This is a genomic window from Nevskia soli (genome assembly GCF_903970205.1).
Taxonomy (GTDB): Bacteria; Acidobacteriota; Terriglobia; order Bryobacterales; family Bryobacteraceae; genus Bog-113.
Window position 1 is genome coordinate 1 of record NZ_CAJCHS010000200.1, and the last position, 6,068, is coordinate 6,068.

A 6,068-nucleotide genomic window follows, 5' to 3' on the forward strand; every position below is an offset into this window, starting at 1 on the left:
CCCGCCTTCGCCTTTGAAGACGCGCTGCAATTGACCATCGATTGGTACCGTGAGCTTTTCTGGAGTTCCGCCGATGAGTTCTCCGGCCGAGAGCTTGAGACAGTCGATTCTCAAGCTGGTCTCTGAGTATCACGACGCGGCTTTCCCCGTTGTTCCATTCGTTGCGGGGGAGACTCCGGTGCCGGTGGCCGGCCGCGTTTTCGATGCCGCGGACATTGCGGCATTAGTCGGATCCTCGCTTGATTTCTGGCTCACGACCGGGCCGTTCGCCGCCCGTTTCGAGAAGCAACTCGCGCAGTTCTTCGGGCTGCGCGGCGCCAACCTTGTCAACTCTGGTTCTTCCGCGAATCTGCTGGCCATAAGTGCCCTGACCTCGCTGAAGTTAGGCGAATTACGTTTGAAGGCTGGAGACGAAGTTATTGCCGTTGCTGCTGGATTCCCGACTACGGTGAACCCGATCATCCAGAACGGATTGGTTCCCGTCTTCGTTGATGTGCAGATTCCGACTTATAACATCGACGCGTCTCTTCTCGATCAAGCGTTATCGACACGCACCCGGGCGGTGATGCTGGCGCATACCTTAGGAAACCCCTTTGACTTAGCCACCGTCGTTGAATTCGCTCGGGAGCATGATCTGTGGTTAATCGAAGACTGCTGTGACGCGGCAGGAGCGACATATAACCAACAGAAGGTTGGCACTTTCGGCGACTTAGCGACCCTGAGCTTCTACCCCGCGCACCACATCACGACGGGTGAAGGAGGCTGCGTGCTGAGTTCGAAGCCGTTGCTGACCACGCTGGACGAATCCTTTCGCGATTGGGGACGCGACTGCTGGTGTGAGCCCGGCAAAGCCAACACCTGCGGCAAACGCTTCGAATGGCAACTCGGCGACTTGCCCGCCGGCTACGATCATAAGTACACGTACTCGCACATCGGATACAACTTGAAGATGACCGACATGCAGGCGGCCATCGGTACTTCTCAGATGGCGAAGTTGCCCGAATTTATTGCTCGAAGACGGGCCAATTTCAAACGGCTGCATCACGCGCTGGGTGACCTCGATGCTGTATTCATCCTGCCTGAAGCTACGGAGAACTCGGAGCCGAGCTGGTTTGGGTTCCCGCTCGCGGTTCGCAGCGACGCACCTTTCACGCGTAATCAGGCCGTCGCCTTCCTCGAAGAACATAAGATCGCGACGCGTCTCTTATTCGGCGGCAACCTACTGCGCCAGCCCGCTTATCGCGATATCGCACACCGCGTCGCTTCCCCGTTGACTAATACCGACTTCGTGATGAACCAGGTCTTCTGGGTCGGCGTCTATCCGGGACTAACCGACGAAATGCTGGACTATATGGCCGATATCTTCCACAAACTGGTGAAAGCGTTCTGAACCGGCTGGCGCGCGATCTCGACGAAATCCTCGAACGGGTTCCCGGGCGCGTTTGGGAAGCTTTGCGCGACGAACGAATACTCATCACTGGAGGAACGGGATTTGTCGGAACTTGGCTCGTGCAGAGTCTGACATGGGCCAACGACCGCCTCGGACTCAACGCCCAAGCCTCGATAGTAACCCGGTCGTCGCCGTCGTTCCCCTCGGAGGATTGTCGCTATATCATCCACGCCGCCCCGGACGCGTCTCTGACCCGCCGCGTGCTTGAGTTCTCTGAGCGGAGCGGCGCCGAACGCATCTTGTATACGAGTTCCGGAGCAGTTTACAAGCATCAGACCGAGTACGCACAACTGAAGCGAGAAAGTGAAGCGCTGCTTGCGGGCAGAGCGGTGATCGCGAGACTCTTCGCGTTCATCGGTCCTTACTTGAAGTTGGATGCGAACTTCGCCGCGGGAAACTTCATTCGCGACGCGCTCAAAGGGGGCCCGATCGTGGTCCAGGGCGACGGAACCGCGATCCGCACTTATTTGTATGCCGGTGATCTGGCGGCCTGGCTATGGACGCTGTTAGTTGAGGGCGAGGGGACCTACGATGTGGGGGGAGACGCGCCGATCACCATCGCAGAACTCGCCCACAAGGCAGCCCAATTAACGATCCCGGGGAGCGAGGTGGAGATCCTCGGTCAGACAAGCCAGCCTGACGTGTATGTCCCGGATACCCGACGCGCCCGAACAGAATTAAACTTGCAAACCTGGACCACGATAGACGAATCACTCCGCCGCACTTACAACTGGCTGCTGACCTGACCACCGCTTTACTCACGCGGCCAAACCCTCCCTTTCGGTCGGGCTCAGTGTGTGGGTATGGTGCGTTAGGTGGGTATGGTGCGTTACGTGCGGGTTTGGTTTGGTGTGCGGTATGGCGCGTTAGGTGCGGGTTTGGTTTGGTGTGCGGGTTTGGTGCGGTATGCGGGTTTGGTGCGTTGTGGCGAGTTATACCCGGGTTGTGGTCGGTTCTACCATCCTTTAGTCATAGCTTCACACTGAGCCCGACCGAAAGGGAGGGTCCCCTACTCATCGAACAAATGCATATTCTCGTAAATCTCTTCGCGCGACAGAAACGGCGCCATATCCTCTAGCGGCCGCGACTCGAAACTACCATCCGCCCGCCGGAAAGCCGTAGCCTTCGGCTCAATCGCCTGCTCCGGAGCAATGCGAACCTCACACAATCCCGACCCATCCGTACTTAAAACCTCGGATAATCCACCCTTCAGCTCTTCATGATCCCCAATCGCATGATAGGCAAATCCATAAGCCCGAGCCAAAGCCTCAAAATCCGGATTCGCCAATCCCGAGCCGAAATCCGAACCTACAAACCGGCCGTTAAAAAACGCGTTCTGCGTAGCCCTGATACTCGAATATCCCGAGTTATTGAATACAAATAACTTCACCGGCAGAGCATTCCGCGCAATCGTCAACATCTCCTGCAGATTCCATTGCATGCTCCCATCTCCGGTAACACACACCACGCGTCGCTTCCCACTCCCAAAACAAGCCCCCACAGCCATCGGTAAGTCCCAACCCATCGAACCCCATCCACTAATCAGAACGCGTTGCCCCCGCTTCACACGAAACGCCTGATAACAGCTAACGGCATCTAAGCCGGCGCCAGTAACAACTGTGTCGGTTGGCAAGAGTAAATCCGAAAGCCGATCCATGAACACGTAAGAATTAACAGCCCCGCACACTTCAGTCAACTCAGTACGAACCGGCGGATACCGCTCCCGCCATCGACGAATCGCCTCCAACCACGCATCCGAAGGGCACAACTCGGAAGCCCGCTCAACTAACAAAGCTAGAAACTTACGAACATCGCAGCGCAGACTCAAGTCCGGCCGAAGCACCTGCCCATCGATCTGCTGCTGATCGATATCGACGATAATCTTAACCGCACGCGGCGCGAATCCTTTCGCGTTAAACCCGACCTTCTGCGTGTTCAGCCCGGCTCCAAGCGCCAGGAGGCAATCGCAATTCTGAACAGCGAAGTTAGCCCGGCGCTGACCCGCTGTCCCGAAAACCCCTGCATATCTCGGGTACTCTTCTTCCACCAGATCCTTTGCCGTAAATGGCACAGCTACGGGAAATCGTGATAGGTCCAGGAACTCCCGAAGTAAGTGCTCAGCTCCGGCCGCATGAATCCCGTTTCCTGGAACGACTAAGGGCCGCTTGGATGCGCGAAGCGCACTAACTATCCCCGCAAATCCCCCCGCATCGAATCCCGAAGAAGAAGGCGCACGAAAGCCCTCCAACGAAGCAACATCGACCAAAGCGCCCTGCACATCCAAAGGAATCTCTACCCACGCCGGGCCCGGCCGCCCCGAGCACGCCAGATACAGCGCCTTCTCCAACTCATATCGAATGCGCGCCGGCTCGGTAACTCGCACCGCATACTTAGTAACCGGAGCGGCCATCGCGAGAGTATTCGCTTCCTGCGGTCCGAACTGCCGCTGCTTCGCGTAGTCGGCGATCAGATCCTGCCGCACCTGCCCGGAGATCACCAGCACCGGGATCGAATCCACCCACGCGCCCAGCACTCCCGAGACCGCATTGGCCGCGCCCGGACCCACCGTAACCAGTGCAACCCCGATCTTCCCGGTCTGCCGCGCATACGCCTCCGCCGCGATCACACAAGCCTGCTCGTGATAGTTGCAGCAGTACCGCACCGCCGGATGACTCCCCACCGCGTCCAGCAAATGCATAATTCCGCCGCCTGAGACAAGAAAGATGTCCCGCACCCCGCGTTCGGCAAGCAACTGCATCACGTAATCAGCGAGTCTTGTCATGAGTCCTAACGGCTAGAATAGGTTCTTTACCCTTGTCTTCGATTAATATAAGCGCAATTTCGCTACCCCGCTCCGCTACTATCGGTGAAGCGATCGCGTGCATCGATCGCAGCGGCCGCGCCAGCCTGGCCCTGATCGTCGATTCAGAACAGCGGCTGATCAACACTCTAACGGATGGCGATGTGCGCCGCGGAATCTTAGCCGGCTACGCGCTCGGCGATTCCATCGAAGGTCTTCTCGATATCAAGACCAGAATGCCGCATGCCGTCCCGGTGACCGCGGCCGCCGGAACCTCCGGACGCGATCTGCTCGCGCTGATGCAAGGCGCCAACGTCCGACAAGTCCCGCTCCTCGATAACGAAGGTCGAGTGGTCGATGTAGCTCTCCTTCGCGACTTACTCCCCCAGACTCTCGCGGCAGTTGAAGCTATCGTAATGGCGGGCGGGGAAGGTCTGCGTCTGCGTCCGCTCACCGACCAACTCCCCAAACCCATGCTCCCGGTCGGCGGCAAGCCGCTGATGGAATTAATCGTCGACAAGCTGCGCACTGTCGGTGTCCGGAAGATCAACATCACCACGCATTACCGCCCGGAGGCCATCGTCGATCACTTCGGCGACGGTTCCGCGTTCGGCGTCGATATCTCATATGTCAACGAGAACACGCCGCTCGGCACCGGCGGCGCACTCGGCCTGCTGCCGCGCCTGCAAGGCCCGATGCTGGTGATGAACGGCGACATCCTCAGCGACATCGACATCGAAGCGTTCTATCAATACCATCAGGATCAACGCGCGGAGATGACCGTCGCGGTGCGCCGCTACGAGCTGCAAGTCCCGTATGGCGTGGTCGAATGCGAAAATACGCGCATCCTCGGTATTAAAGAAAAGCCGAATCTTGGCTTCTTCGTCAACGCCGGAATCTATTTGATCGAGCCCTCGGTGCAGCCGTACCTTCCGGCCGCGCGCGAATTTCAGATGACCGATGTTATCGAGAAGTTAGTAGCCAACGATCGCCGCGTCGAGGCTTATCCGATTCGCGAGTATTGGGTCGATATCGGCCGGCATGCTGACTATGAACAAGCGCAGCAGCATGCGGATGGGAGGCCGACTTGTGCTGGCGTGGACGCTTAGTCCTGGTTACCGGCGCGGGCGGATTCATCGGAAGTCATCTTAGTGAAGCTTTAGTAGATGCCGGCGCGAAGGTCCGCGCGCTTGTTCATTACAACGCTCTCGGCAGCCGAGGCTGGCTCGACCAATCGCCTAAGGCCGATGAAATGCAGGTAATCGCGGGCGATGTTTGCGATCGCGAAAGCGTTCGTCCAGCCGTCAAAGACTGCTCGGTCGTGTTTCACCTCGCGGCGCTAATCGGCATTCCGTATTCTTACAACGCACCCGGTTCCTACGTCCGCACCAACATCGAAGGTACGCTCAACATCCTGCAAGCCGCGCGCGAGCTAGGGGTCGAACGCGTGGTGCACACATCCACCAGCGAAGTCTACGGCAGCGCACGATACACGCCCATCGACGAAGCGCATCCGCTGCAAGCCCAATCGCCATACGCTGCCACTAAGATCGGCGCGGATAAGATCGCCGAAGCTTTCTATCTCTCGTTCGGATTACCCGTCGTCACCGTGCGCCCATTCAATACCTTCGGACCCCGCCAGTCCGCGCGCGCGGTCATTCCGTCGATCCTCGCGCAATGTCTGAACGGCGAAACGGTCCAGCTTGGCAGCCTCACTCCGACGCGAGACTTCAACTTCATCAGCGATACGGTGGACGGATTCCTGAAAGCCGGTTGCGCGGACGCGGTGTTTGGGGAAACGATCAACCTCGGGTCGGG

5 protein-coding genes are annotated in these 6,068 nt (G+C 58.3%); 4 read left to right on the plus strand and 1 reads right to left on the minus strand.

Translation table 11 applies throughout. From position 1 onward, the window contains the following. Nucleotides 1-73 precede the first annotated feature (73 nt). Nucleotides 74-1,390, plus strand: a complete 1,317-nt coding sequence (gene rfbH, locus H1Y01_RS09070; RefSeq protein ID WP_180540121.1) for a lipopolysaccharide biosynthesis protein RfbH — start codon at nucleotides 74-76, stop codon at nucleotides 1,388-1,390. Nucleotides 1,391-1,509: 119 nt separating this feature from the next. Then, nucleotides 1,510-2,196, plus strand: coding sequence for an NAD-dependent epimerase/dehydratase family protein (locus tag H1Y01_RS09075; RefSeq protein ID WP_219341408.1), 687 nt, complete (start codon nucleotides 1,510-1,512; stop codon nucleotides 2,194-2,196). A gap of 263 nt (nucleotides 2,197-2,459) precedes the next feature. On the opposite strand, the gene H1Y01_RS09080 is transcribed toward H1Y01_RS09075, so the two are convergent. Beyond that, nucleotides 2,460-4,232 (minus strand): thiamine pyrophosphate-binding protein, encoded by a 1,773-nt coding sequence (locus H1Y01_RS09080; protein ID WP_180540122.1) that lies wholly within the window; start codon nucleotides 4,230-4,232, stop codon nucleotides 2,460-2,462. Between the two features lie 32 nt (nucleotides 4,233-4,264). On the opposite strand from H1Y01_RS09080, the gene H1Y01_RS09085 reads away from it, so the two are divergent. Beyond that, a complete protein-coding gene (locus H1Y01_RS09085) occupies nucleotides 4,265-5,359 on the plus strand; it encodes a nucleotidyltransferase family protein (RefSeq protein WP_180540123.1) in 1,095 nt (364 codons plus the stop codon). Further along, a partial coding sequence (locus tag H1Y01_RS09090) for a GDP-mannose 4,6-dehydratase (RefSeq protein ID WP_180540124.1) occupies nucleotides 5,338-6,068 on the plus strand: 731 nt, incomplete at its 3' end. The genes H1Y01_RS09085 and H1Y01_RS09090, both read left to right, overlap by 22 nt.